The following is a 26,735-nucleotide window of genomic DNA, read 5'->3' as shown; positions in this document are numbered from 1 at the left end:
GTAAATTTGTAAATTAATATTGTGTTTGCTCTAACCAACTAATGACTTTCGACGCCAGATGCTGAGATTGATCTTCTTGTAAGAAATGCGAGGCGTTTTTTACCGTTATATGTGGTTGGCCCTGCGCCCCACTAAAATTGTTCTGAAACTTCTTGTCATAACCTCGCTCTGCCAGAAACGGGTCTTTATCACTGAATAACGTAAGAACAGGTTTGCCCCACTGTTTAAGCTGCTTCCAGTCTGCATTGACCTGATCCAATTCCGAAGCCACTATTTCCGGCATTTTGCGAGGCGCGGCATAATAATCTGACGTCGGAAACGGCGCATCGTAAGCCTGCATTTCATCCTGACTAAGCTGCCTGGTCGTGAGGGTCTGGATGATTTCCCCTATTTCCAGTTGCTCTGAATGTCTGAAATACCCAGCCCAGTTACCGTAATTGATGTTATCGGCAAATTTACTGATGCTTGGTTTACCCGCCATCGCCGCCATCAGCTTAAGCACTTTAGGCACCATGAACTTTTCCAGACCTTTCATTTCAGCCAGTGCGGTATTAGATACTACTAACCGTTCCAGCCACTCAGGTTCCTTGGCAAGCACTCGTAACCCGATCATTCCTCCCCAGTCCTGCATGAAGGCCGCGGCATTTTTTATTCCTAATTGGCGAACAAAACTGGTCATCCAGCGAACATGATTACCATAGGAGTGAACATCGCTGCTAACCGGTTTATCTGACTTACCAAAGCCGATTAAATCTGGCGCAATGACTCGATAACCGGCATCAACAAACAAAGGCACCATGTGTCGGTATAAATAGCTCCATGAAGGCTGGCCATGAAGCAGAAATATTGTTTTGTCATTGCCTTTACCTTCATCGAGGTAATGCATTCGCATGCCATCAACTTCCAGGTAATTTGCTGCAAACGGATAATCCACTAGGGATGCGAACGCCTCGTCCGGAGTCCTGAGTATTTGCTGGTTCATTTCCATTTCCTCTCTGGCTGCTTTTCTTAATGGCCTACAATTTTGACCACCCTGTAAATGCCCTGCTCGTGACTGATTGAGGGCCCTTGGGTGCGGTTGATGTGTCTACTTTATTCGGAAATAACGGTCGAAAAAAGCATAGCTTTTAGACCGAAATGGTCATATTATTTGACCATGATTGCATTAGAACATTTGCACGTTATCAACGTGATCCATCAGGAAGGTAGTTTTCGCAAAGCCAGTGAGCGTCTGTTCAAGGCTCGCTCCGCTGTTTCATATTCAGTCAAACAGGTAGAGGAGTATTACCAGATAGAGATCTTTAGCCGAGACACCTATCGCCCGGAGCTCACACGCAATGGAAAGATTCTGATTAACAAGATTCAGCATTTGCTCAGTGAAGCCAATGACTTTGATATGTTCGCCCGCCAAATGAACAGTGAGGTTGAAGCCGAGCTGCGCATCAGTATCAGCGCTATATTTGCCATGGATAAAGTCACGAAACTGCTGGAAAAGCTCAAACAAGAATTTCCGAAAACCATTATCCACCTCGATATTGAGACAGCATCGGGGGAGCGGATGTTACTCGATGATCTGGTTGATATCGGTATCTATGGCGGGCTAGAACAAGATACAAGGGTGCAATACCGCTGTATTGACCATTGCAAGCTACCGGTGTTTATTTCAGACAAATTTCCCTTGGCTAATAAGAGCAGTATCAATCAGGCAGACTTAATCAACTTCCCTCAGGTAGTTGTTAAATCTTCATACAAGACCAGCCCAGACTCCGGCATCGTAAAAGATGGGATTCAGTGGTATGTCTCAGATCAGCACACAAAAAAATCACTGATACGCAGCGGACTCGGCTGGGGACGATTACCTGCTCATGACGTTGAACAAGAAGTTAAAGACAAAAAGCTTATTCCTATAACGACACAAAGGACAATGGAAGTGCCTGTCTATGTTGCCAAACTAAAAACCAAGGCCCTTGGGCCGGTAGGCATGACGGTGTGGCAATTCTTTGAAGATCACGAATAAATATACCCAAGCTACCTCCTTATCAACCAACTGGCTAATACTGGTGAATAAGGAGGAATAATCTTACTTGTGTTATCAGGTCAGGCTCTTGGCCCAATCCAATCTCACAACGCGCAGCCCACTTAGCATCAACTTAACCAATTCCCCTCCCCCAATTGCAATCAGGTATACATACATCACAGGCAGGTTGAGTTGAACACACGCAAGTGCAAGTGGTACCGACGTCCCCCACATGCAAATGGTATCAACCATAAATATGTACCGGGTTTGGCCACCAGATTTTAGCGTTCCCATCATATTGATCGAATTCACTGTAATTAGCGGCAACAGCATACAAAAAAGCAGCGTTATCTTTCTAGCCATCTCCCTAGTACTTGGCTCAAGCTCGTATAGCCCAATAATCGGTTCAACAACGTTCGCCAGAACAACAGCAACAACCGCAGCAAATATAGCCCCGATGATATTGAGCTCTTTAGCTATACTAACGGCCTTAGCAATATTATTTCGGCCAAGTTCATGACCGATAATAATGCCGGTCGCACAACTCATCGCAATGATCCCTGTGGTTGCTATTTTTTCAAGGCTGTTGAAAACATTGACTGACACCAATATGTCGGTTCCCATTCGGGCGTAGATGGCCGTTAATGTCGTCGTACCAAGAGCCCAGCACGTATAAGAACCAATCACCGGCAGAGCCGTCTTCAGGTAACGAAAAATAAACCCTCGCTCAATTTTTCTGAAATCATCAATCGATACAAATACCGGATAATCACGTTTGCGCGCCAAATAAAATAACAGCAGGCATTCGAAAAGTCTGGCACATGTTGTCGCAATAGCCGCGCCAACAACACCCAGCGCCGGAAAGCCAAAGTGGCCAAATATTAAGACATAGTTCAGCGAAACATTGATAACCAGCGCAAGTGCACTGGCATACATCGCTTCTTTGGTATGGCCGAGCCCACTGAGCATTTGTCCCAACGTAATAGACGCAGCTGAGAAAAAGTAAGATACCGCAACGATAACCAGGTATTCTTCCGCCAGATTAATCACCTGGGTATCTGCAGTAAACACCCGCATCAACTCATCAGGAATGAAGAATGCAGCTCCTACAAATGCACAGGTTACTAAAACGACAAGCATGCTGCAGAATGCAATCACCTTACGAATGCTGGCGAAATCTTTCACGCCATAGAACTGAGATACAAATATAACGCCTGCGCTGCTCACGCCGAACAATGAGATAATTAGCAGCATCATGATCTGGTTGGCAAGGCCAACGGCAGCAATAGCTGCTTCACCAACCTGGCCGATCATAAATACATCTGCCAGGTTAATGGTTGCGGTGATAAACCCCTGAAGCGTTATTGGAATCGCTATATGGAGCAGCTTCTTATATATATCTTTCACTGATTATTAGCTTCTATATGAAAATTGATAAACGTGCATCGCTTTAATAATTGAAATAGGACAGCTGTAAACCCAGTGCCAACTAGGTATCACAGCTATTTCAATGAGAATATACAGTCCTACCTGTCGGTCAGGTTATAAGCGAACAGCTGAACATTATCGAAGAAGATATCCTGTACATAATCAAACGTTCCGATAACTTCAAACCCCATCTTTTGATAAATGGCGAGCGCATCACTACTTTCATATACAGTAAGTACTACCCTGCTACATTGTTTCGCCTGAGCATCTTTTTTGACCCGGTTAAGCACCTGGGAGAAAACGCCCTGACCACGGGCACTGCTTTTAAGCGCAACGGTACTTATAAAATAATCATCATCTCTGAGATATGTCAGTACAAAATCATCGTATGCATTATCAACAGCTTTCATGTCATCACGATAATAATAGGGTGCCTTGATGGCATCGTATTGAGCACTGCTTCCCGAAATCACGAACCCCATAAATTCACTAGACGAGTAATCGTAAATACCATCCAGCAAAGAAAGATAAGGCTCAATATTTTGTTTCTTCTGTAACTCGGTAAGGTTTAATCCCAAAGCATTAGCTGCTGAGCAGTATTCCAGATAACTTGTTTCAAAAATTAGTTTTGCCATTTCATGGCGATCTGTTTCACTCGTTTGATCTCCGGGAGTAAATCTCACCGCCTCCCTTGCTGTTAAACGGTTGTGATTGTGGGGCTGTATATTTGCTTCGGCCCTCGACGTAACACCATGCCAAAACGATCCTTGCTCAATGGCCTGCTGATTACTGGCAATCATGAAATCACCAAACACTTGGTTTACTCGATCAAGGTATTCATCGGTACTTAGTACGTTGTAGTAATGATAATGCTCGATATCGGAACGAAGCTGCAGTGGATAGGCCATCCTGGGTACTTCATCGACATGGTAAACATCGCCCATTTGAGCCAAGTCCAGCGCGTTGTCTAATGCCCAGTCCGCCTGAGTCAGATTGGCTATGCAGCGATCATAACTTTGGCCCTCTTGCTCATCCAGCGGAAGGTGAATACCCGTAATAATGTCATGAGACAAACGCATCCCACGCATACCGCAAAGTACTGGCTCAGTTTGATGATCGAACAACACTGAGTAGGCCTGGGTGAGTTCATCATGGCTCATAAAGCTGCAGCCAATATGCAGCTTCCATTCATCATAAAGCTGTTCAAACACAAACAGTTCAAACTCACGGTTTTTATACGGCATATCCTGAGGCAGGCGCATGTACTGCTCATGCAGTTTATCGAGAATACTGCGCAGTGATTGGTTGTTCTTTCTTGCGACGATCAGCCCGGTTTCATCCAAAAACAAATTCATCCAGTCAAGATGATGACATTGCCACTCACCGGCATCATTTTGGACGTAATGGCTATAGTCAGGCACTTCAGGCTTGGCAAGGAACAGTGCAGCCGGTTTATAGGGAATCGTGTCACTGTCCATATACATACCGCCGAACTCAATCACAATCATAAACCTGAAATAGTCCGACAATGTTGCATAATAGCCTTTGTCATGCAGCAAATTAACAGCACTGAAGTAGTCTTCTGCCTTTGCCAAGGCCAGCATTTTTAATGAATTGACATGAGAGACATGATCACCAAAGCGATACTGACCAAGAGTGAACTCCCCGGTTCCTCCCGTCGAGACATAATGTGAGTCATTACGGAGTTGGTTCTCATCCCAGACCCAGAGGATACTCTTATACGCACTATCATTAACCGCCTGAATTGCATCGTCCCATTGAAGCATCGCACTTTTTGTTGGTTCAGGCAGACCCCCTCCCATCCAGACCCGATGAATGAGCTTTTCATCTTCACCCAGTTGCTGGGTCGGCACAGCGAACAACGACGAGCAGCGTGAAATATCTAAGTGATTCCGGCTAACCCATTCCCTCATTGCTTCCAGTTGCAAATGAAAATGCTCTTTGCATTCATCCGAATCTTGGTTCTTTTCCTTAAGGGATTGCTGAAGCTTGAGAAAATCCAATTTAAGCGAATTTATTTTTTTCTCAAATTCACCGTGAAGAATATTACTTGCTATTGTTTCAACATCTAAATTTATAGTCGCCATATATTAACTCGTTATCTTAGGTCATTCGTGATATTTAAATCCGGCACGCACCAGCAAACACAACCGATGTTTAATCAAACAATCCGCCTTTGTTGTATCTTCTGGTAATATGAGTTGCCAGCCAAAAGCCAAGCCAAGCCAAGCCAAGCCAGTTAACTGACTGATTAAGTAGTGAATTAACCAGTTTTCATGATATCGGGTTCAAACATTTCCGTACTGCATTGACTAGGCTCCACCTCGTCATAATAATCATGAACAGTGGGAGCTCTGAAGATATTTGAGGAACTAACCTTATCTTCTATGATATTGATATACTCAAGGTTTGAGTCTTCCAATCCTTGTACTGAAACATTAGTTGATTTGAGCATGTCGATATAACGGATTATTTCATCCGTAATTTCTTCTCCCGGATACAAAATAGGAATACCCGGGGGGTAAACCATAATAGACTCACCACTTTTTTTGCCCACGGCCTCAGTTATCAAACATCTGGTCTTAGGGGCAAAAAACGCCTCCCTGGGGTTATCAATCATTCTCGGTGTATTACTTATATAATTAACAACAGGGATCGTCTCATTATTTGTTTTTCGAACATACTGTTTTGAAATAGCACCAAGTGCTTGTAATACCACCATGAGATCATCTTTACTATCCGCATAACTGGTAATGAAAAGGACATTGTAGAAGTCTGACAATTCAACTTGAATATCAAATTCAGAGGTTAATATTTTCTCTAGTTGGAAACCGGTAAGCCCTAACGCCCTTGCACTGACAGTTATCTTGGTTGGATCAAACGCAAACACCCCTTGGTAATCTAGCACCTCTTCGCCGAAACAGTGCATCCCTTCTATGCCATTAATGGCTTGTCGAAGCCACCTTGCATTACTGATAGCCTGAGCCACCAACTCTTTCCCCTCTAGAGCAACTTGTTTCCTGGCAACATCCAGCGACGCCAACAGTGGGTAGGATGGCGAGGTCGTTTGCAACATACTCAATACTTGTCTTACCCTGCTCCCCTCAATCATATCGCCTTGAATGTGTAGTATGGATCCCTGCGTCAACGCTCCTAGCAGCTTATGTGTACTCTGGGTACAAGCATCAGCACCGGCAGCCATTGCCGAAATTGGAAGCTGCTCAGAAAAGCACAAATGCGGACCGTGCGCTTCATCAACAAGTAACGGAATATCATAGCTATGTACGAGATCGACAATAGAAACAAGATCAGTAGAGGTACCATAGTAAGTCGGATTAATCACCAAAACGGCCTTGGCGTCGGGGTGCAGAGATAGAGCATGCTCAACAGTTGAAGGGGAGACACCATGAATAATCCCGTTATTTGGGTCTATTTCAGGTTGCATGTAGACAGGAATAGCGCCGCTTAGAATAACCCCTGAACTCACAGAAACGTGGATATTCCGAGGAACCAGTATTTTCTCTCCCGGTTTCACAGCAGATAAGATCATTGCCTGAATGCCACCAGAAGTACCATTCACCGTGAAGAAGCTTTCTTTCGCGCCAAATGTGTCAGCTGTCAGGGCGAGCGCTTTCTTAATATGACTCTTGGGATGGTGAAGGCCATCAACCATCTCAAATATAGTGACATCTATCTTGAATATATTAGGGCCAATATAGTCGTAAAAATCTTTATCTATCCCACGCCCTTGCTTGTGACCGGGCACATGAAACGGGGCCATATTTCTTGCCGCATATTCATCTTTTAAGCTGCTGAATATTGGTGTCTCACTTTGGTCTAATTTCCCCATTTTTCGCCACTCTACTTATTCGTAACCAATATAATCTGTAGTGACTCACCTAAATAGATAGCCTCGCTAAATTGGAGCACCACTTAACCCAGCAAAAACCTTACTGTGATAAGTAATAACAGGACGTGTGTTTCTCTACAAAAGCCAGATGCTTAGGAAAACATATGTTTATAGCAACCAATTTATTGCGGTTATTATCACTGTTGCGAATCACATCAATAACCATAAGCAAAAGCATACAGGCGTAACATTAAACAATAAATCGAACAATTTGCTTTTGCGAAGCAGTTCAAGCAACAAAAAGAAACAGATTACAACGAAAGAAAACCTAAACAGATTCTGATATTAGAAGGAAACACTAGAGAAAAGTTACAGCGTTGTACTAATTATCACAAAACAAATCACAAGGTTTATTAAATTCACCGCTAACATTAACAGGCTCAATAACAAAGAGAGCTAACTTAACTAATAATGGCCTCTTCATTGTAAAAAGTGCACAATAAAAAGGCCACCTAAATGGTTTCTAGAACCCTACCCACTTGCCGATTTTCTTAACCTTGCTGAGGTAGTATATGAATACAAACGAGATCCCAAAGGTTGCAACAGCATAATAACTAGCATCTAATACCATTATGCCCGTAATGGATTCTCCAGAATAATTTACTAACAAATCCAATATCAAGTGATGAATACAGTAAACACCCATAGTGTAAATACTAAGCTTACTCAATACGCTCTCTTTACCTGTCAAACCGTTAAAAAACACATACAAGCAAATTGTTGCAATCGTCGTTGTGTACATAGTACTAGCTGAGAAGTTAAAAGCGATATCATTCTGTTGGTCAATGAAGTACACGGTAAAACCCACCGCTGTTAGCATCGATATCAAATAACTAAGTAGGCTAATTCGTTTCCCCTGATCCGTGACAACATAATCCTTTAATATGTCCCCCATTGTATAGTATCCAATATAGGTAAATAGCTGTAATATCTGAATTTTAGCTGTCATTTCGAATAGTGGTGCAATTAGTAATGACACGATGCTAAATATAACATATCCCTTTGGGGATAGTTTTTCCTTTATTTTGTATAATATTGGTGTAACTAGATATAAGCCGAAGATCATGTATAAGAACCACAAGTGAACATAAGGTACTCCCATAACAAAGTCCATTATATTGCTCTCTAGCGTACTACCTTCAACAAATACCAGTTTATATACACTATAAACTAAAGACCAAAACAGCAATGGGTATATTATTCGTTTCGCCCTTTTTTGATAAAACTCTTTCAAGCTAATCGAAGAAAGGCAACTCATCATATACCTACCGCTCACCATCACAAAAAGAGGTACAGCAACTCTGGTAAAAACAGCAATAGACGTTGAAACTTTCAAGTCAACATTATAATAGTCATAATTCGCAACTATATAGATGGCAAAACTGTGCAGTATTATAACCATCAAAATACCAACAACCCTTAAAGAGTCTATGTTATACTCTCGATTCATTTCCAGATCCTTCAACTGTTTTATTGTCAACCTTAACAATAATTATCACCATGACGTCATAATCTCATTGTCGTCGATGATAATTAGCAACCCGAACAATACAATATTTGCGTGTTACAAACCAAATCGAAATTTAAAATGACAGTATATACTTTCATTATCTATATAACTCAAGAGATAATCGTAAACTTTTTACGGCTCTTTATATATATGTCATATTGGAATCTTTTATTTATATATAATTCTTATTGAGAACTACTAAATTTGTAAAAGAAGAATTACCTCACAAAGAAGCTCAATAAATAATTAACACACTTAAATATTAACTCTTAGACATTCGATTCAATAAGTTATGCGCGACAGGCAAGCAGTGAAGTAGTAGTAGGCGAATAACATGACTCATCATTATCAATGCAGGTTCAAGCCCCAAATATATAGCCGCGATAGTCATCGCCTCGATACTACCTGGAACCCAAGACATAATCAGCACAAGCACACTCTTATCAAGCATATAACTAAAGCTAAATGCAAAAAAGACGGTAACTAGCAAACTGAGTAAGGTAGCAATAATGCCTGATTTGATGTTTAGAAAAAAATCTCTAAGACTTACCTCAGCCAAACGTACACCAATTAACGCACCTAAAGCAGAAGTTGCTATGAATATCATGACTGGTGGCATAGCATAGATTTCAGAAGGTAGTGATGCCACAAAGGTAATAGTCACCACCATTCCAGTAACCATATATGGTGCAGGAAAACCTATTTTTTCGAAAACGACTCCTGCTATCCAGGCCACTAGAATTATGGCAATTAGCATTGGTGACTCGCTACCCGCCATTTCTGGCGGCATTGAATCAATACTCCCAGACACGATTAAGCCAGATAGAACCGTTAAGCACACCAGCCTAACAGTATGGGTAAAAACAACTCTAGTAGAAGGCACATCCTGGGATTCATTCAATGCTAGTACCGCTGCCATCGCTCCCGGCAATGAGCCCAACAGACTATCGGTTTTAGACCACCCTTCTCGCTTATATAGCCAATAATAACAAATAGCTACTTGGCCAAGCATACAGCTTACAAGGCCGAGTAAGAGTGATATCGGGAATCCGCTATAAATCGCCTCAATGGGGACCATCAACCCAACAACCATACCTAAAATCAATTGAACAAAAGTAATGGTGTGTGTTGATAATGACATCGACAGCCCGAGTTTCCCCGCGATTATCACAGCAACCATTGCACCAAACATTGCCCCAAGTGGAATATTTAATAATGTTGCGGCAATCGATCCGGCCAGTGCGACAGAAACTGTAATAAATACCAAGCTAACTCCATAAACGCCAACAAATGTGATGCCATTTATGCCATATTTCAGACTCGTAATCCATCTTGAAACATTAGCTGTATTTACCTATATTCAAGCCTGCTCGAGCTATCGGCTCTATTCATTAAAAAGTGTACCCAACTTAAACCTCATCAGACTAAGCTCTTCAACCAAAACCCCGCCCTCATTCGACGGATAAATAGCCCGGCCTTAAATACTTCTTCCAAACAGATTCCGACAAAGGCGCCGATCAGACCCCAATCACACCATATACCAAGAACATAACTCGCGGGAGCTCCTACTATAGCGAAACTAAGAAGCGTAATGTTCATGACTGACTTAGCATCGCCTCCGGCCCTTAAGAGCCCAGGTATTACCGAGTTAATGGAAGTAAAATAAAGTGAAAATGCGAGAATCCAGATGCAGATATAAGCCAATTCACGTGTCTGGTCCTGAATTTTATACAAGCTCAATAAAGGGTTAGCAAATAGAATTAATAACAAAGCAGGAACCGTCATTATCAACAAACCAACCATAATTGCACTGTTAGCACTTGCCTGTGCCTGGCGAAACTTCCCTGCACCAAGCAGCTTGCCGATATGAATTGCGGTTGCTTGCTGCAGCCCTCCTACAGGAAGCATGAAAAGACTTTTAAACGTTCTGATAATTGCATATCCCGCATAAGCAATCGCCCCGACTGAATTCATCAGTACCGTATAAAAGACACGTGCCCCCTGCCAGTAAAAACCATCAATAGTGTTCGGATAACCAAGCTCTACGATTTGTCTAAGATAGTGCCACTCTGGCATTAGCAGGTTCTTGATTTTGAATTGACGTAATAAGCAGATCAGTAGAGTTATACTCTGCCCTACACTGGCAATAAGCGTTGCAAAAGCGGCCCCTCGAAGCCCTAGCGGCGTAAATAGTGACTCTGCAATACCAAGGATAGGAAGGCCAAAAATAAGAATATAGTTGCCTACAAAGTTCACCACATTGAAAAATATCGCTATCTTAACCGGTGTTTTTGTATTACCTGACGCGTTGAATACCGCAGATATCATTTGCGAGAGCAACATACAAGGAACGGCGAAAGCAACTATTCGCATGTAGCCACCCGCGATAGCAGGCACTTGAGACCAGTCATCACGAGGAAGAAAAATATCTGTCGTTAATACAGCTATCAATTCCTCAGCATATGAATAAAAGACAGCTCCCAGCAATACTCCACACAGCCAACCTGTTGCCACCATACTCTGTGCGACATGTACTAACTTTTGCGGCTGGCCTGCACCTGAGTATTGCGAAACCAGAATGCTTCCCCCCGTCGACAACGCAGCAAACAGCAGGAAGCTAAAAGATAACAGCTGACTTGAATTCCCCAGCCCAGAAATGGCACCTTCACCTAATTGGCCAATCATTAATGAGTCGACAAAACCCATCAAGGTAAAGAGCACCCCCTGAATCATAATCGGCAGTGCCAATTTAATGATAGGACGTGCCAGACTCGGCCTCACATATCGTAAACTATTTTGAATCAAGATCATTCAATACTCTCTTGATGACTGTTTGAAGCACTTGCCTATCTTTTTCCAGACGAGAAAGCTCCCACTCAAACCATTCGATATGCTCCAAGCATTCTTCTTCGCTATTCGTCAGTTCGAAAAACCGAACGATATAAAGAGGTACAGCTTCAACAAACAGATATATATACGACAGCTCTTCCGCAGTTAACTCAGCTATCTTACGATATTCACTGATAATCATTCGCCAATTATCAAATAATACTTGCTCAGCGACCTCTGGTGGAACATCAAAGTCATCTGAATTCAACTCTTCACGACTGTACCTTTTCCTCATCTCACTGAAAAACAATATCCGGCTCGTCCAGTAAATGTCAGCTAGACGATGGTCATAACGCGAAAAATCAAAATCGATCACCCCAGTGTAGCTGACATCCTGATCATAAAAGAGATTAAAACAATGAAGATCACCATGGATATAGCATTTACTCAATACACTCAGATCATGAGTCGCCATCTCATCCTCTAATCTGCTAGCAAGAGCAATTAGTTTCGGTAGCAAATGGGACATTTGCTTCACTGAATTTCTCGACTTGTCTGAAGCTTCAATCTGCACTTCTAAATCTGTTAGCCATCTTTTACATTCAACCATATCCAAAAATTGGATACGCAACCCCGGATACGGCTCTTTGAAGCTACGTGTAGCCTGATGGAAGTCAGCTAAAGCATGCACCGTTTCTCTGTAGGCTTTCTCTGGAATTTCGCTTTCCCAGTTATATGTCATATCAGGAACATACTCCGTCATGACATAGTAACTACCATCAAACTCAACAAATGGCGCTCCTGTCTTATCCGCAACAATTGCCGGTGTTGGGCAACCATTACGATTGAGGTGCTCTATCAATGCAACCTCATTGCTCAGTAGCTCATGCGTATTACTCTTAAAGCAGTTCTTTAGAACGTACTTGCCATCTTTGGTAGGAACAATGAATACTTCATTTGCCATACCGAAATAACATAATGTGACATTATCGTTGGGATACTTCTCATATACGTCTAATACAAACTGTAATCGACGCTGCACGGGTTCTGCAGCCATGCTTGAAACCTCTCCATGAATTCATAATATAAAAACATTTTCCCCAACAATTACAGCCTCAACAAACTTGAGTCCTGGAGAAACACCAATGCAATTTTATAAACAATTGTGGTTCATGTAGGTTTATCTAGAGCTATTAAACCAATCCCGTTGGCCTATGTTTGTATTCTACAGAAAGTTACCAATGTGGTTTTTAGGCTATCAATATCAACAGAAGACGGGTAAACCAGCGTCAGAAACCTATGATCGAATCAAACGAACGATTCAACCTAAAGCTGACGCTATATCATTAGATGATTACAGACTAAACACTCAATTAAAATTGCATAATTTGTAAAGTCTGCACCAAAAGCCTCTCACGTAACGTGATCTAAATCTCGGTTTATATATACTACTTAATGACGTCAATATAGAAAACCATCCCATTTTCTACTTCTGAACTGTTTTTCGCTTGATTTGAACATTTGAATTTCTGATGAAGTTTAAAACCGAACTTATGGTAAAAAGAATAATTACAATCCATATCTGTCCAGAGAAAAGCTGTTTCTATGGCGTTCTCTCGACAAAAACGCATGTAGCGATCCATAAGTTTTCGCCCAAGTCCCTTACCTTTTAGTTCAGGACTGACAATGAATAAGTTTACCTCACTGTCAAAGTACTCAGCATCAATTTCACCTTGATGATCGTTAAATGCAAAGTCCTCTAACAACTGCTCAGCTCTATCTCGATCACCAAAAGCACCAAGTCTTATTTTCTTGTTTTTCCACTTCTTAATTTGCCTTTCTTTCCTGAGATATACCAACTCTTTAAATACTGATGAGTCTTCCTTGCTAGCAAAAAGTAATCCTTTCACATTGCCATTCTCATCGACAATAACATCGAGGTGCTGATTCCAATTTAAGCATGTTTTGAAGTAATACTCATAAATGATGTTGTCATCAGATATATTTATAAAGTCAATGTGGAAATTCCAGGTAGACTTGATGAGTTCGACACAACTAGTAAAGTGCTGGTTACTGTATTTTTCGAATCTCAGTCTACCCACATGATGCGTGTTCACCATATGCTCGCTCTTCATGGCATCATTTACCCCTAGCATGCTTCATCGCTTTTTTAGCAGCATCGGTTCCAGAGTTAAACGCTGACTCTATAGTCGGATACTCCATGTAATCACCAGCTAAATATATGCCATCAAAACTTTTCTTTAGCTCGTTCAGACGTCCGTAAGCACCCGGACTCATTACCGGATAAGCGTACATAAATCGTTTAATGTCATAGCCTTTAATCTTGCTCTTGATACCAGGAACAATCGTGGCAAGCTCTGTTTCAACGATGTTCATTATTTCCCCATCACTTAAGGTCATTAATGACTTGTCCGAAACACCTTTAGGCGCAAGATATGCACTGGCAATATATTCTTTAACGTCTTTTAGACCAGGTGTGTAATGACGTTCTACCCAGGTGGCATCATAAAGATCTGTGATGATATCACCATCAAGGATTGCTAAATCAAAGGCTTTGTTAAATATGGGCGTCTCCGAAAACAAAGCAACCGTAATGTACTGAGCATATTCAACCTCGCTTAATAGTTCCTCCTGACGGGTGGTAAGTACATCTTTGGCAATCCATTGCGTGACTGGTGAAGGCGTTGCCACGATGACCTTGTCAGCAATAACAACAGACTCTGTACCCTTGTTATTCACCATGATCTTGAACTTACTACCATGTTTGGTGATTCTGCTAACTGTTGAATTGTACTTAATATGCTCACCAAGCTCCGAGGCTATCGCATCAGTGATCGCTGCAATCCCGTGAACAGATGTCCATGAGCCTGAATTTTCTGAAGGCTGGAAAAGGTCTTCAAATGAGCTTGTTCCTACATAATCAAATGCAGCCTCAGGAATTAGGCTAAGCGCCGAGATATCATTCAGATTGGCACCAAAAAGACCCCGCGCCATTACATTGTATCGACGCTGAATAAATGGCGAAATTTCATTATCATCTAACCATTGCTTAGCTGTAATATTATCCAGCTGTTTCCAATACTCTACAGATTCATTATCGGTTGCATCTTTCAGCATTTTCAAAAAATGGATAAAGTTTTGGTTACCAGCCTGTTTAGCCGTTAACTCAGTAATATTATGATCACCTATGTATGCTTTTCCTTCAAAATGACTGGCATCCATTGGCATTGGTATCTCCACCATAGGTATGTCCAGTTTCTCAATTATATTTGCTAAAGCGCCATAGGGCTCTCCTAAGTACTCTGTCCCCTTCGCATAATGAAAGCGACCTCTACGGCCATTCTCTGCTATCCCACCAGCTCGATTGTCTTTCTCAAAGACAATATAGTTTTCATTGGATTGGTGAAGGGTGAATGCCGCTGATAACCCTGCCGCTCCTGCACCGACAACGACATAGTCGTACTCTGCATACTTGGCATTGGCTATGTTACACACTGAAAGTACACAGACACTGATTATCGGCAGTAGCCCTTTCAACGCTTTGGATAATGTCATCTTGATTCCTCTTAGATATCTGACATGGTTAGTTCTGTATCAATGCAGAGAGCATGATGCTCACTTCAATGCCACTCAGTTTAACCCTGGCGCAGTTATCAATCGGTTATCAACGAGTAAAGGATACCGTTGCTTTGACTGTGTTAGTTTCTGTCATGATTTCAAAGCGGTAGTTCTGTGCCTCACATATCTTTTCGACCAAATACAATCCAATACCATATGATGATTCAACCTTTTGGTCAGAGTTATCATCGTCAACGGGGTTGGTTATAGTGACCGTGCTTGAGAAGCTTTCAAAGGTAATACACCCCTCATGGGTGTATTGAATGGCATTACGGACAAGGTTCATCAGAACTAACTGCACGGCACCATAGTTATCATGTAACATATCTCCGGCTGCCAACTTATCCAAGTCAAACTCAATATCTTTATCCTGCGAAAGATATTTATTGTCTTCGACGAGTTCATGGATCATCGCATTGATATCTATTTCTGTCACCGGTAGCGGACTATCAGATTTTCTTGAAATCCAAAGTAGTGTTTGAACAAGTGTTTTCATATTATCGACAGCGTACATGATCCTATCTGTTGCACGCTGTGCGACCGCATCTCTCAGTGACATCCGCTCCAGCAACTCTCCACTTGTTGAAATAATGGCTATAGGAGTCCGCAACTCATGGCTAATTGTTCGCAAAAAGAACCCTTCCCTATCGATGAACTCTTTCTGTTTTCTTAAATTATTTTTTAACTCTTCGGCTAAATGAACCAGTTCTATATACTTTAGGCGTTTTCGTGATGGCGCATTGTCTTCATCTAAGCTGTTCACCCAATCAAAAAGTGTTTCAACTGGGCTCAATAATCGCCAATACAATACTTTGACAAACAGCAAGATTGTAAAAATAATCATGCTGATACCTACTCCAATATAGAGCAAGTTACCTTCGCGAATCGAAGCCTCGTATTGTATTTTCTTCTCTAAATCATCATCGTAGCTAGAAATGATATAAATAGGCCTGTTCAGCCCTTTTATGGCGTATTTCATCGCATAAACATAACGAGCATTGCCCGAATCATCGTGAAGTGGCTTTTCTTCCAAGCTTGCCACTTCCATCTCTGGCCATGAGAAACCAGCAGCTATATACGATGGAATATCTTCTACTTCTTTGTATACACTCAGAATTTCACTATTAACCAAGGCTGGCAAAGAGCCTGTAGAATGATACGATTGCTCAAGCAAGGCTCCCTGGTATACGAGCATGTTTTCAGTATCAGTACTGATGCCATACTTCACATTGAGAAACATCAGTGACGCAAACAGAAGTATTAGTAAAACAATAAATCCGCCAAGTAACTTATAGACTTCCCGTTTAATACTCGGCATCAATTATCACCTTTCAGTACAAATCCGACTCTGGGAACAGCATGAATCAGCGGAGTGTTAAACGGTTTGTCTACTGACTGCCTCAACTTATGAATTTGCACTTTTAGATTATTTGCGTTTGTTTCCTCTCCCCACACCTCCTGTTCTAACTCTTCCTTTGTTACAACAGAAGGACTGTGCTGTGCCAAGGTCAATAACAGCTTCCAACTAAGAGGAGAAAGCTCCAAAAGGGTGTCATCGCGATAAGCTTGATGCTTATCCAGATCCAAGGTGAGATCTTCTATTTGCAATTTACTGGCTACCTGCCCTTTGCTTCTTTTTATCAATGCATACAAACGCGCATATAGCTCTGCCATCGCAAAGGGCTTGGTTATATAATCGTCAGTTCCCGCACTGAAACCTTCCAGCTTATCATTCAGACTGTCTCGCGCTGTCATCATCAATACAGGCGTAGACACGCCCCGCTTTCGCAGTGTCTGACACACAGTTAGTCCGTTTAGCTTCGGAAGCATAATGTCGAGCAATATCACGTCATAATGATTTTGGGTCGCGAGCTTTAAGCCTGATTCACCATTAAACGCATAATCGATTTCGATATTATCCAGCGCCAAATAATCACTTATCGCCGATGACAAGACCTTGTCATCTTCAACCATCAGAACAATCATTTAATTCCTCAACTAACCTGTGCGATTTCTCAACTTGCAATTCTTCATACGATAACAGAAACATAGTTATCATTCGGTTATTAGCTATCATCTGCTGTTTAGCACATTTACTTCCCATAACCGAGAGCAAGGGCGGCTATTTTATTATTTCTATACAGCTATGTCCGATACTGTTTTTGCTTAGCCAATACCGGTTGTTCTTCAGTACTACCTGCTTAACCTGAGTTGCTGCCGTTTCGCATCTTTCTTTTGATGTAAAACCATCCACACTGGTCAACGCTGACGATGTCTGGCCGCTTGTTGCATGCAAATAGACGATTAATAAGAAGGTTTTCATGGTCTCTTCCGTTCTTATGGTAATGCATATCTATTAATAATAATGGTAGAAAAGCCAGATTCGGACAGCTGAAGCATTAATTTAGAATTGCTGGCAATATTCAGCAGATGATGGTTCAGATTAGCGCAAGATGTACAAACAAAGCCAAAAACATTCGCATATTCAATAGCATGAGCAAGTGGTATACTGCCAACCGTGCAACTTGCCCATCATTCTAGACTGTTGAACTAATACCTACACCTCATACACGGAGTTAAAGTTTGGATAATACCACTCTTGTAAGTCTCAAATCGGCGTTTAGCGTAGCTCCCTCCTCAGAGTTGGCCAAAGTCATCGTGCTACACTCACTCGAAGACGAGAACAACGATATTGCTGACTTCATCGATTACCTCCCAAAACCGCTAAGCGATGATGATGCGGTGGCGATAGCTGATTTCCTATTCCAAAAGAAGCAATATCAAGAGGCCGTTGAACTGCTAGACAGTTCTCAGCCCTATCAAGCTATTAGACAGGTAGAGATCTTACTTGAATCAGGTGAGAAGGAGCGTGCTCGCCTTTTATACGTAAATATATTGAAGACCTCCCCTGACTATGAGAACGAACAACTCAATGAAGCGCTGAATATCGAGCATGCTCAAGATTTAACCGCGCAACATGAACAAAAGCGGGCAAAACTGCGAGTAGTAGAAAAAATCGATATTGCTGAAATCACCGATCTCGACCACTACCGTGAGAAAAGCACCAACTTCAAAGATGTTGTTGGTCTTAACCACATAAAAAAACAAATCCACAAGAAGATTATTCTGCCCTTTCACAAGCCGGGGATCTTTCAACGTTTTAAGAAACGTGTTGGTGGTGGTGTTTTGTTATATGGCCCTCCGGGCTGTGGTAAAACTCTTCTGGCTAGAGCTACGGCAGGTGAATGCAACGCCACCTTTTACAATATCGATATCTCTGATGTACTAGATATGTATATCGGTGAGTCAGAACAAAAGCTTCATGCTATTTTTGAAAAGGCACGCAGCAATACACCTTGCGTTCTGTTCTTTGATGAACTTGAAGCCCTTGCCGGAAAACGTGAACACAGTAAAGGAAGTGCAAGCCACATTGTAAGCCAGTTTCTCACCGAGCTTGATGGTTTCGCACAAAACAATGACGGTGTACTGGTGCTCGCCTCAACGAATGTTCCTTGGGCGATAGACTCGGCATTTATGCGCCCCGGCCGCTTTGATCGTATGTTCTTTGTTTCCCCTCCTGACAAGCCTGCAAGACAAGCGATTCTGGATTACTACCTGCAAGAAAGGCCGACAGACGCAGATATTGATACCCATGCAATTGCCAGCAAAACTTCTAGCTTTTCCGGAGCCGATATTGCCAACCTTATAGACATGGCTGCCGATGAAGCAATCGACGAAATGATTGCCCTAGAGAAAGATGTCAATATTTCGTATTCACATATGAAAGAGGCTCTAAAGCATATAAAACCAACAACAACTGAGTGGCTAACTACAGCCAGAAACTACGCCCGTTATGCAAATGACGGTGGTCGTTATGACGAGGTATTGGAGTTTTTAAAGAAACATGGAAAATAACAGCAGTAGTTACCACATTATTGATGAGCCAAAAATAAGAAGGTGGGAGCACCTCATTGTAAACCCTGTTCTTATTATTTTCGCTGGGATCCTAGTGCCAATTTTCTGGATGCCACCTCTTGGTGGAAAGTTCTGGATGCCATTACTGTGGCTATGCGTAAACGGGTACCTTCTTGGAAGCGCTAGTTTTAAGAAAGAGGTGCTTTTTTGCGTTGCCGGAGGACTGGCAATTTTTGCTAGTATGGTCGCTTTTGGCTTTTATGTTACTCAACAGGGGGAAGCGGCTGATATTAAGCAGTTGGCACCATATTTAAGAATTACCTTAAATGGCTTACTCTTTATCACCCTATACCTTGCGGCTTTTACTCAATCAAAGGCCTTTAATTTATTCCTTTACATTAGAGGGAGACAATAAGCGCTATGGATGATTATAAACTTGAGCAGGCATGGCGCTGTTACCACTACGGACAAACGGATCAGGCCATTGAACTGTTAAAAGAACTACTTGGCAACAATCCTAATGACGCCTTTTATCATGGCTTACTTTCAGCTTGCCTCCTTAAACAAAAGCGACTTCATGCTGCAGAGTACGAATTGAAGATTGCCCTTTCGCTCGATCCTGAAAGCGCTTTTCTATTAATGACACAAGCGAATATTCAGTATTGCAACAATCATTTTAAGCAAGCAATTGATAGTTGCGATGAGGCATTAACACTTGATCCGGAGTTAGTCGAAGCATTATTGTTGAAAAGCAGGCTGCATTTCGATATGGAGAAGAGAGAGCTCGCTCAAAGCTGCCTTCAACAAGCCTTATCACTGGCCCCCGACTCAGTCAGTGTACTTACTGCTCTGGGAGAGCATTACTATAATATAGGCGAACTTCAGGACTCATTTGAAATTGCTTCCGAAGCCCTTAGAGTCGCTCCCCAAGACGAAGACGCTAATGTACTGATGGGGAATGTTCAGCTGGCTTTGGGAGATGTGGACGATGCGACATACCACGCCAAGTTCGCTATCTGCCAAAATCCAAGCTCAGAAGAAGCCTTAAAGCTCTTTGCCAATATTAAAATGCGTAAAAACTGGTTCTTAGGCTTATGGTGGCGTATTAATAGCAAAATATCTGGTATGAGTAATATCAAGTCAAGTATGGTGCTCATATCCGGCTATTTATTATTTAATTTACTTGCCACTATTCTCTCGGATTTGGGATACGGAGACCTGTCCTTAATCACCAGTTATGCGTGGCTGTCGATTGTAGCATATTCGTGGATCTGCTTACCGCTATATAACAAACAGTTGGAAAAAGAGCTTCAGCAATTTAGCTTTAACCCCGACTTCTAAGATCTACCGTCAAACATCCGACAGTAAATTAACACAAGGCCAGATTCTTAGAATCTGGCCTTGTGCCTATTTGCATTCACACAAAACAAATTCAAATCAGTTAGTCACTACCTGTCCGATAATCACGAGCAATAAGCATATAAATCGAAGGAATAACAAACAGTGTAAATAAGGTGCCAATCGCCATCCCTCCTACCAGTACCAAACCGATGGAGTTACGGGCTTCTGCCCCCGCACCTGTAACCAGAATCAGCGGGAAGTGACCGGCAATTGTGGCCGCACTGGTCATTAGTATTGGCCTGAGTCTGGTTAATGCCGCCTCATGAACAGCTTCAAGTTTTGCCAGGCCTTGCTCCTGAAGCTTGTTGGCAAACTCAACGATTAAAATCCCGTTTTTCGAAACCAGGCCAACCAAGGTCACCAGCCCAACCTGCGAGTAGATATTCATGGTTGTAGTCCAGCTGTGAGTCCAAAACGACACATTCGGATCAGGCATTCTTAAAAAGGTGAAAGTCAGGGCACCGAACATAGCCAAAGGCACCGAGCCTGCAAGAATAACAAACGGATCGCGGAAGCTATTAAACTGAGCTGCGAGGACAAGAAAAATCAGAGTCACAGCGAGAATGAACGCTGGGAGAAAACGATCCCCTTCGGCTCGTAACTGCCGTGACTCACCGGTATAGTCAAGCACATAACCATCAGGCAGGATTTTGGCGGCCTCTTGTTCCAAATATGTCAGCGTTTCATTTAACGGACGTATCGAGACCCCGCTGATTTTAACTGCGTTGAGCTGCTGAAAGCGGTTCAGGGATCTTGGTACAGTCGACTCTTCAATGGTCGCGATAGTCGATAAAGGCACCAACCCGCCATCCGGCCCTGTGATATAAATATCCTGTAATTGTTCAGGGTTAAGACGATTCACACGCTGGATCTGGGGAATAACCTTGTAGCTACGCCCAGCAATGTCGAATCGGTTAACGAAATCACCGCCCACCATCACGCCGAGATCGATGCCAACCTGCTCTAGACTCAATCCGAGATCGGCCGCTTTATCACGATCAATCACATATTCGGATTGTGGTTGGTCAATCTTGACGTCAATGATAGGCGGGAAGGCAAACATTCCGCTTTGCATCGCCTTAAACTGAATTTGTTGGGCCATTTCTAAAATCTGCTCGGATTCAACCGTTGAAGCGATGACGAACTCCACCGGAAACTGCCCGCCACCGGGCAATGCAGGCGGCGTCACCGGAAACATCTGAATACCGGGAATGACCTGCAGCTTTTGTTGAATTTCAGGGAGAATTTCAAATACGGTACGCTCCCTGTCGTCCCATGGCCGCGTTACCATCCCACCAAAGCCCGATGCTGGAAAAGTAATTTGAAAGGTAAAATCTGTCTCGGGCACACTGTGAAAAGCCTCATTTGCCGCAGCGGCATACTGACTGGTCTGGTCGAGAGTAGCATTAGCCGACGCATCAATGATCCCGAAGATGACGCCTTGATCCTCACTGGGCGCCAGTTCTTGTGGCGACATCCTAAACATCGGGACAGTCAGCAGACTAATGCTCCCCCACACTATATAAACAGCGGGACGCGTATTCAGAGTGACATCGAGCATTCGACCATATAGCAAGCGAAGCCGTTTAAATCCGTTGGCAACCTTGCCCGCCAAGCCGTGTTCTTCAATCCCCGGAACAAGGAGTTTCGATGACATCATAGGAGAGAGAGTCAGTGCCACTATGCCTGAGATAGTCACGGCACCAGCAAGAGTGAAGGCAAACTCGCGAAAGAGCGCGCCGGTAAGCCCCCCCTGTAACCCGATAGGCGCATAGACAGCAGCGAGCGTAACCGTCATCGCAACAATTGGTCCAACAAGCTCGCGAGCACCGAGAACGGCCGCATCCAGAGGACTCTGCCCCTCACTAAGATGACGCTCGACATTCTCAACCACCACAATTGCATCGTCGACCACTAGCCCAACCGAGAGCACAATAGCCAGCAGAGTGAGCAAATTAACAGTAAACCCGAAGGCCTGCATCAAAAATACAGCGCCGATCAACGACAGAGGAATAGCCACCACAGGCACGAGCACAGAGCGAAAAGAACCAAGGAAAAGATAAATAATCACCACCACAATTAGCAGCGTTTCCCCTAAGGTCTGAAGTACCTCATTAATCGCACTATCGATATATTCCGTTGCATCGTAGGCTATACGTGCCGACATGCCGCTAGGTAGCCCTTTTTGAATAGCGGCCATCTCGGCGCGTACTAGTTTAATCACATCGAGAGAATTGGCGTTAGGCAATGGCCAAATTCCCATAAAAACAGCAGTCTGACCTGAAAAGCGCACTTCGGTATCATAATCCTCTGCACCAAGCACAACATCGGCAATATCTTCAATACGCACGGTTGCCCCGTCCTGCTGACGAATAACAAGACGCTTAAACTCCTCAACAGATTTCAAGTTGGTATTTGCTGTCAGGTTAACCTGAATTAAAGCCCCTTTCGTCTGCCCGAGTGCAGACAAGAAATTATTGGCAGACAGGGCCTGACGCACTTGCGCCGGACTAATATTGAAGGCGGCCATACGTTCCGGATCAAGCCAGATCCGCATCGCAAACGTGCGTGCTCCCAGGATATCGGCTCTCTGTACACCTTCAATCGCACTCAGGCGAGGTTGAACGATACGAACCAGATAATCCGTGATTTCATTTTGCAGCAATACATCAGAGCTAAAACTCAGATATGCAGAGGCAAACTCACTGTCTGCCGACTCGATATTGAGCGTTGGAATTTCTGCTTCAGGCGGAAGATCATTACGTACCTGATCGACCTTAGAGCTAATCTCCGCTAGTGCCTTGGTGGCATCATAATTAAGCTTTAGCCTCACCCTAATCGTCGACAGACTATACGCACTCTGAGAATCGATGTAGTCGATACCATCAGCTGCAGCAATCACCCGCTCCAAAGGGGTGGTAATAAAACCCCTGACCAAATGAGCACTTGCGCCGATATATAGCGTACTGACTGTAATCGTCGCATTTTCGCTACGGGGATATTGACGAACATTCAACGACTGAATTGCCTGCAACCCGGCAATGATGATCAAAAAACTGATCACCAGCGAAAGCACCGGACGGCGTATGAAGATATCAGTGAATCTCATCGAAATACCATTCCCCTTGCAGCCACGCCAATCAAAGCTAAATCACTCCACATAAGGTAAATCACAATTGCCATCAGTTATTTTCTGGCTTCGGTGCAAGCTTGAAATCCGGCGCTAACGTATTGTCTACCACCACAGGTTGACCGTTACTTAGTTTGAATACTCCGCTGCTTACAACAACCTCATTTTCCTGCAAGCCAGATAATACAGATATGTAGTCTCCACGCTTTTCCCCTAGGCGAATAAACTGCTGACGCAGTACCTTGCCAGACACGCCATTTTTTTTATTGCTTTCAACAACAAAAGCCGAGTCACTGTAAGGCGCATAAAACACGGCAGTTGATGGAATAGCCAGTACTTGTTTTCGAGCAGAAAGCAATATCCTGACATTAACGAACATACCGGGGCGAAGCAGTTCTTCCGGGTTAGGCACAGTTGCCTGTATCTGGAAGTTGCGGGTAGCGCTGTCTACCTCAGGATTAATGGCGGTGATTTTCCCTTTGATCATGGTATCCGGGTGAGCATCAGTGCTTACCTCTATAAAAGTACCTGTTGTGATCCGGGCAATTTCTCTCTGCGGAAGCAGAAAGTTAACGAGGATAGAGCCGTAAGCCTGGAGAGAGACAATTCCCTCCCCTTCGCTTAATATTTGGCCGAGGTCAACCTGACGAATACCAAGTCGACCGGCAAAAGGAGCGCGAATGGTTTTCTTGGCGATAGTGGCCCTGATACTGTCTGCCTCAGCCACTGACTGACGAAGATTTGCCCGAGCTGTATCCAGCTCGGACTTTGAGACCAGCTTTTGTTTATACAGATCAGCAATACGATCAAAATTGAGGCGGGCAAGTTCGACACTCGCCTCTGAACCAGCAAGCTGCGCACGCTCTGAGGCTATGTTCTGACGGACGAGCAAACCACCTTTATTTACCTTCGCACCGGATTCAAAGGCCACCTGAACCACTTTACCGGGAAGTTCGGCTGATACGGTGACTCCCTGCACGGCCTCCAGCGAGCCGACAGCCGTCAATAGCGTATCCCATGACTCAGCGCGTACGTTGGCCGTTGTCACCGTCTCGGGGGGGGCCTCAAATGCCGCTTCATTGTCGATCATCCGCTGGATCTGCAATACCTTAATACCGGCGAGTACACCGATTATTACCATCAATCCGACAATCGTCAGTATTACCCTTTTCGCCATTGGCTTGATTTTCCGAACGTTAAAATCACATCACCAAATTTTGAGTATAAGCGGGATCGAGCACTTGTGACTGAAAGTCAAATCAGCATATCAACGCTAGGGCAAGGTGTACCATTGATTTCGTCTGAAAGAAAAAGCGAGCACCACATTTGCAGTACTCGCTTTTCGATGATGAACTTAACCTTCGTGGTATTTTCACTGTGCTAAGACATCATCAACTCTCTTTCTTCTTAATTTTCCAAGCTTCAAGATCAATATCGAGATCAGGGAACTTTGACGCATCAAAGACAGGGTGCTCAGCCCCTGCTTTCAGCTGTTCTTTATAATCTGTCAGAATACGGATCAGTGTTGGGAACAGCATTAACAGTGCTAACAAGTTAACGATCGCGAGTATGCCCATCATTGGATCCGAGAAGAAGAACACAGACGTTGCTCCCGGCGCAACGGCCCCAAGAAAGACTATTCCTATCACAAAGATGCGAAGGATATGAACTGTAGCCTTATTCTGCGACATAAAGGTCAATGCGTTCTCACCCAGGTAGTAGTTGTAGATAATCGAACTGATGGAAAAGAGCAATATGGCTATTGTCAAAAAGTACTGTGACCAGGATCCGACATGGGAAACCAACGATTGCTGGGTCAATACAACGCCATCAATGTTCTCAGCCCCCGGTACATAGACATCACCGAGCAAAATCACAAAAGCCGTACAACTACAGATAAGAATGGTATCGATAAATACGGACAGCGACTGTGTAATCCCCTGACTTATCGGGTGAGTCACTTCTGCTGTTGCAGCAACATTAGGGGCCGAACCCAACCCTGCCTCGTTTGAGAACAAACCACGACGCAAGCCCTGAGCCATGGCCGCGCCCATTCCGCCACCTACAGCTTCTTCCCAACCAAACGCGTTAGAGACAATGGTACCTATAACCGCAGGTATCGATGTAATGTTTAACAGAATAATCAGTAGCGCCATCACAACATATCCGATGGCCATAATAGGGACTATCACATCTGCTACTTTGGCAATACGCTTAATACCGCCATAAATGATAAAGCCCGTACCTATTGCAAGCAGGGCCCCGGTCCACATACGGTCAATCCCCATACTATCTTGAGCAGCACCAGCAACAGTATTTCCCTGAAAAGCGTTAAAACCAATCGCAAAAGAAGCGATAAGACAAACGGCATACAGATAGGCTAACCAGCGGTAGTCTTCGCCCAGGCCGTGAATTATCGTGCGAGCAGGCCCACCACGAAACTCATCACCTTCTTTGCGCTTATAAAGCTGAGCAAGTGAACATTCAACCAGGCTTGTTGCCATCCCTACCAAGGCAATTGCCCACATCCAGAAAACCGCTCCTGGCCCACCTAACGTAATAGCAACGGCAACACCGGCAATATTACCGCCACCGACACGTCCACCAACCGATAAAAGCAGTGCTTCCCGACCAGAAATTGCGTTTTTGTCAGCCGTTTGGTTTTTGTTTAACAGCACATGGAACATGCGCCCAAAGAATGTAAACTGAACGAACCCGGTAACAAGCGTAAAGAAGAGACCCAATACCACGAGGAAGGGTATCAATGCCCATCCCCAAGTGAGATCGCCAATGACACCAAATAGACCTTCTAACCATTCCATATCCACTCCTAATCAGCGTGTTCTTTAAGCTTATTGCTCAGAGTTGATCTTCAGAATCGAGCCGATAACTGGGCTAAGTGATTAACAAGCCCTGAATTGATAATTGTCAGAAG

At 43.5% G+C, this 26,735-nt stretch carries 20 protein-coding genes; 4 read left to right on the top strand and 16 right to left on the bottom strand.

The genetic code is table 11. From position 1 onward, the window contains the following. Nucleotides 1-13 precede the first annotated feature (13 nt). The gene (locus L4D19_RS07210) at nt 14-982 is read right to left on the bottom strand and encodes a haloalkane dehalogenase (protein WP_075762294.1); all 969 of its coding nucleotides are present in this window, start codon (nt 980-982) and stop codon (nt 14-16) included. Between the two features lie 174 nt (nt 983-1,156). On the opposite strand from L4D19_RS07210, the gene L4D19_RS07205 reads away from it, so the two are divergent. Next, nucleotides 1,157-2,017 (top strand): LysR family transcriptional regulator, encoded by an 861-nt coding sequence (locus L4D19_RS07205; protein ID WP_428451876.1) that lies wholly within the window; start codon nt 1,157-1,159, stop codon nt 2,015-2,017. A 75-nt stretch (nt 2,018-2,092) separates the two neighbouring features. Here the strand turns inward: L4D19_RS07205 and L4D19_RS07200 are convergent, their stop codons facing one another. The 12 genes from L4D19_RS07200 to L4D19_RS07145 all read right to left on the bottom strand — a co-directional run bounded on the left by L4D19_RS07200 (nt 2,093) and on the right by L4D19_RS07145 (nt 17,677). Then, the gene (locus L4D19_RS07200; protein ID WP_428451875.1) at nt 2,093-3,424 is read right to left on the bottom strand and encodes an MATE family efflux transporter; all 1,332 of its coding nucleotides are present in this window, start codon (nt 3,422-3,424) and stop codon (nt 2,093-2,095) included. Nucleotides 3,425-3,543: 119 nt separating this feature from the next. Continuing rightward, nucleotides 3,544-5,553: a GNAT family N-acetyltransferase gene (locus tag L4D19_RS07195; RefSeq protein WP_428451874.1), complete on the bottom strand. Its 2,010-nt coding sequence runs from the start codon at nt 5,551-5,553 to the stop codon at nt 3,544-3,546. 176 nt (nt 5,554-5,729) lie between these two features. Further along, nucleotides 5,730-7,316 (bottom strand): aminotransferase class I/II-fold pyridoxal phosphate-dependent enzyme, encoded by a 1,587-nt coding sequence (locus tag L4D19_RS07190; protein WP_428451873.1) that lies wholly within the window; start codon nt 7,314-7,316, stop codon nt 5,730-5,732. A gap of 523 nt (nt 7,317-7,839) precedes the next feature. Next, entirely contained in the window at nt 7,840-8,826 is a 987-nt protein-coding gene (locus tag L4D19_RS07185) for an acyltransferase (RefSeq protein WP_428451872.1), read from the bottom strand. A 322-nt stretch (nt 8,827-9,148) separates the two neighbouring features. After that, nucleotides 9,149-10,153, bottom strand: coding sequence for an AbrB family transcriptional regulator (locus L4D19_RS07180; RefSeq protein ID WP_428451871.1), 1,005 nt, complete (start codon nt 10,151-10,153; stop codon nt 9,149-9,151). A 152-nt stretch (nt 10,154-10,305) separates the two neighbouring features. Beyond that, nucleotides 10,306-11,697 carry an MATE family efflux transporter gene (locus L4D19_RS07175; protein WP_428451870.1) on the bottom strand — a complete coding sequence of 464 codons (1,392 nt, stop codon included), beginning with the start codon at nt 11,695-11,697 and terminating at the stop codon, nt 10,306-10,308. Beyond that, the gene (locus tag L4D19_RS07170) at nt 11,678-12,772 is read right to left on the bottom strand and encodes a phosphotransferase enzyme family protein (RefSeq protein WP_428451869.1); all 1,095 of its coding nucleotides are present in this window, start codon (nt 12,770-12,772) and stop codon (nt 11,678-11,680) included. Before L4D19_RS07170 ends, L4D19_RS07175 begins: the two co-directional genes overlap by 20 nt. Before the next feature lie 391 nt (nt 12,773-13,163). Next, a complete protein-coding gene (locus L4D19_RS07165) occupies nt 13,164-13,871 on the bottom strand; it encodes a GNAT family N-acetyltransferase (RefSeq protein ID WP_428451868.1) in 708 nt (235 codons plus the stop codon). Then, nucleotides 13,855-15,291, bottom strand: a complete 1,437-nt coding sequence (locus L4D19_RS07160) for a flavin monoamine oxidase family protein (RefSeq protein ID WP_428451867.1) — start codon at nt 15,289-15,291, stop codon at nt 13,855-13,857. The genes L4D19_RS07165 and L4D19_RS07160 overlap by 17 nt, the downstream gene beginning before the upstream one ends. A gap of 109 nt (nt 15,292-15,400) precedes the next feature. Continuing rightward, nucleotides 15,401-16,672 (bottom strand): sensor histidine kinase, encoded by a 1,272-nt coding sequence (locus L4D19_RS07155; RefSeq protein WP_428451866.1) that lies wholly within the window; start codon nt 16,670-16,672, stop codon nt 15,401-15,403. Beyond that, the gene (locus L4D19_RS07150; RefSeq protein WP_428451865.1) at nt 16,672-17,340 is read right to left on the bottom strand and encodes a response regulator transcription factor; all 669 of its coding nucleotides are present in this window, start codon (nt 17,338-17,340) and stop codon (nt 16,672-16,674) included. Before L4D19_RS07150 ends, L4D19_RS07155 begins: the two co-directional genes overlap by 1 nt. 136 nt (nt 17,341-17,476) lie before the next feature. Then, on the bottom strand, nt 17,477-17,677 hold the full coding sequence (locus L4D19_RS07145; RefSeq protein ID WP_428451864.1) for a hypothetical protein: 201 nt from the start codon (nt 17,675-17,677) through the stop codon (nt 17,477-17,479). Nucleotides 17,678-17,937: 260 nt separating this feature from the next. On the opposite strand from L4D19_RS07145, the gene L4D19_RS07140 reads away from it, so the two are divergent. From L4D19_RS07140 to L4D19_RS07130, 3 genes are read left to right on the top strand one after another with little or no spacing between them, the layout of a single operon-like run. Next, a complete protein-coding gene (locus L4D19_RS07140) occupies nt 17,938-19,269 on the top strand; it encodes an ATP-binding protein (protein WP_428451863.1) in 1,332 nt (443 codons plus the stop codon). Further along, nucleotides 19,259-19,684 carry a hypothetical protein gene (locus tag L4D19_RS07135; RefSeq protein ID WP_428451862.1) on the top strand — a complete coding sequence of 142 codons (426 nt, stop codon included), beginning with the start codon at nt 19,259-19,261 and terminating at the stop codon, nt 19,682-19,684. The genes L4D19_RS07140 and L4D19_RS07135 overlap by 11 nt, the downstream gene beginning before the upstream one ends. 5 nt (nt 19,685-19,689) lie before the next feature. Next, nucleotides 19,690-20,610: a tetratricopeptide repeat protein gene (locus tag L4D19_RS07130; protein ID WP_428451861.1), complete on the top strand. Its 921-nt coding sequence runs from the start codon at nt 19,690-19,692 to the stop codon at nt 20,608-20,610. Between the two features lie 100 nt (nt 20,611-20,710). Here L4D19_RS07130 and L4D19_RS07125 read toward each other — a convergent pair whose 3' ends face one another. The 3 genes from L4D19_RS07125 to L4D19_RS07115 form a co-directional block, all read right to left on the bottom strand. Continuing rightward, nucleotides 20,711-23,779: an efflux RND transporter permease subunit gene (locus L4D19_RS07125; protein ID WP_428451860.1), complete on the bottom strand. Its 3,069-nt coding sequence runs from the start codon at nt 23,777-23,779 to the stop codon at nt 20,711-20,713. Nucleotides 23,780-23,852: 73 nt separating this feature from the next. After that, nucleotides 23,853-24,977, bottom strand: a complete 1,125-nt coding sequence (locus tag L4D19_RS07120) for an efflux RND transporter periplasmic adaptor subunit (RefSeq protein ID WP_428451859.1) — start codon at nt 24,975-24,977, stop codon at nt 23,853-23,855. 214 nt (nt 24,978-25,191) lie between these two features. Then, nucleotides 25,192-26,622, bottom strand: a complete 1,431-nt coding sequence (locus L4D19_RS07115) for an alanine/glycine:cation symporter family protein (RefSeq protein WP_428451858.1) — start codon at nt 26,620-26,622, stop codon at nt 25,192-25,194. Between the last annotated feature and the right edge of the window lie 113 nt (nt 26,623-26,735).

It is taken from the genome of Photobacterium kasasachensis (assembly GCF_050336885.1).
GTDB lineage: Bacteria > Pseudomonadota > Gammaproteobacteria > Enterobacterales > Vibrionaceae > Photobacterium > Photobacterium kasasachensis.
The sequence above is the reverse complement of the archived record's forward strand: the minus strand, read 5'-3'. Positions and strand labels throughout refer to the sequence as shown.

What these genes read in the sequence shown, in the direction of transcription:
- L4D19_RS07175 (WP_428451870.1), bottom strand. Translation starts at nt 11,697, where the DNA reads ATGATCTTGATTCAAAATAGTTTACGATATGTGAGGCCGAGTCTGGCA.
- L4D19_RS07135 (WP_428451862.1), top strand. Translation starts at nt 19,259, where the DNA reads ATGGAAAATAACAGCAGTAGTTACCACATTATTGATGAGCCAAAAATA.
- L4D19_RS07195 (WP_428451874.1), bottom strand. Translation starts at nt 5,553, where the DNA reads ATGGCGACTATAAATTTAGATGTTGAAACAATAGCAAGTAATATTCTT.
- L4D19_RS07160 (WP_428451867.1), bottom strand. Translation starts at nt 15,291, where the DNA reads ATGACATTATCCAAAGCGTTGAAAGGGCTACTGCCGATAATCAGTGTC.
- L4D19_RS07185 (WP_428451872.1), bottom strand. Translation starts at nt 8,826, where the DNA reads ATGAATCGAGAGTATAACATAGACTCTTTAAGGGTTGTTGGTATTTTG.
- L4D19_RS07120 (WP_428451859.1), bottom strand. Translation starts at nt 24,977, where the DNA reads ATGGCGAAAAGGGTAATACTGACGATTGTCGGATTGATGGTAATAATC.
- L4D19_RS07170 (WP_428451869.1), bottom strand. Translation starts at nt 12,772, where the DNA reads ATGGCTGCAGAACCCGTGCAGCGTCGATTACAGTTTGTATTAGACGTA.
- L4D19_RS07130 (WP_428451861.1), top strand. Translation starts at nt 19,690, where the DNA reads ATGGATGATTATAAACTTGAGCAGGCATGGCGCTGTTACCACTACGGA.
- L4D19_RS07125 (WP_428451860.1), bottom strand. Translation starts at nt 23,779, where the DNA reads ATGAGATTCACTGATATCTTCATACGCCGTCCGGTGCTTTCGCTGGTG.
- L4D19_RS07145 (WP_428451864.1), bottom strand. Translation starts at nt 17,677, where the DNA reads ATGAAAACCTTCTTATTAATCGTCTATTTGCATGCAACAAGCGGCCAG.
- L4D19_RS07165 (WP_428451868.1), bottom strand. Translation starts at nt 13,871, where the DNA reads ATGCTAGGGGTAAATGATGCCATGAAGAGCGAGCATATGGTGAACACG.
- L4D19_RS07205 (WP_428451876.1), top strand. Translation starts at nt 1,157, where the DNA reads ATGATTGCATTAGAACATTTGCACGTTATCAACGTGATCCATCAGGAA.
- L4D19_RS07115 (WP_428451858.1), bottom strand. Translation starts at nt 26,622, where the DNA reads ATGGAATGGTTAGAAGGTCTATTTGGTGTCATTGGCGATCTCACTTGG.
- L4D19_RS07155 (WP_428451866.1), bottom strand. Translation starts at nt 16,672, where the DNA reads ATGCCGAGTATTAAACGGGAAGTCTATAAGTTACTTGGCGGATTTATT.
- L4D19_RS07150 (WP_428451865.1), bottom strand. Translation starts at nt 17,340, where the DNA reads ATGATTGTTCTGATGGTTGAAGATGACAAGGTCTTGTCATCGGCGATA.
- L4D19_RS07210 (WP_075762294.1), bottom strand. Translation starts at nt 982, where the DNA reads ATGAACCAGCAAATACTCAGGACTCCGGACGAGGCGTTCGCATCCCTA.
- L4D19_RS07190 (WP_428451873.1), bottom strand. Translation starts at nt 7,316, where the DNA reads ATGGGGAAATTAGACCAAAGTGAGACACCAATATTCAGCAGCTTAAAA.